Origin of the sequence: Lonepinella sp. BR2271, from assembly GCF_051851515.1 — a bacterium.
Lineage (GTDB): Bacteria > Pseudomonadota > Gammaproteobacteria > Enterobacterales > Pasteurellaceae > Lonepinella.
The window spans coordinates 1-579 of record NZ_JBPDVF010000029.1 but is presented as its reverse complement, the minus strand read 5'-3'; the positions used below and the strand labels follow the sequence as shown (position 1 = coordinate 579).

Annotated in this window: 1 rRNA gene; it reads right to left on the bottom strand. The window is 49.6% G+C overall.

Annotation, left to right across the window (positions count from 1 at the left end):
• Nucleotides 1-579, bottom strand: a 23S ribosomal RNA gene (locus ACTG7X_RS11050); the annotation flags it as partial.

The following is a 579-nucleotide window of genomic DNA, read 5'->3' as shown; positions in this document are numbered from 1 at the left end:
CGCGTTCCGCAATCTTCGTTAGAACATCAAACGTTAAAGGGTGGTATTTCAAGGATGACTCCATAACAACTGGCGTTGCTACTTCTTAGTCTCCCACCTATCCTACACATCAAAATTCAAGGTTCAGTGTCAAGCTATAGTAAAGGTTCACGGGGTCTTTCCGTCTAGCCGCGGGTACACCGCATCTTCACGGCGATTTCAATTTCACTGAGTCTCGGGTGGAGACAGCCTGGCCATCATTATGCCATTCGTGCAGGTCGGAACTTACCCGACAAGGAATTTCGCTACCTTAGGACCGTTATAGTTACGGCCGCCGTTTACTGGGGCTTCGATCAGGAGCTTCTCTTTCGATAACACCATCAATTAACCTTCCAGCACCGGGCAGGCATCACACCCTATACGTCCACTTTCGTGTTTGCAGAGTGCTGTGTTTTTAATAAACAGTTGCAGCCAGCTGGTATCTTCGACCGGTTCAACCTTCAGGGGTAAACCCTTACAATCTACGCCGGCGCACCTTCTCCCGAAGTTACGGTGCTATTTTGCCTAGTTCCTTCACCCGAGTTCTCTCAAGCGCCTGAG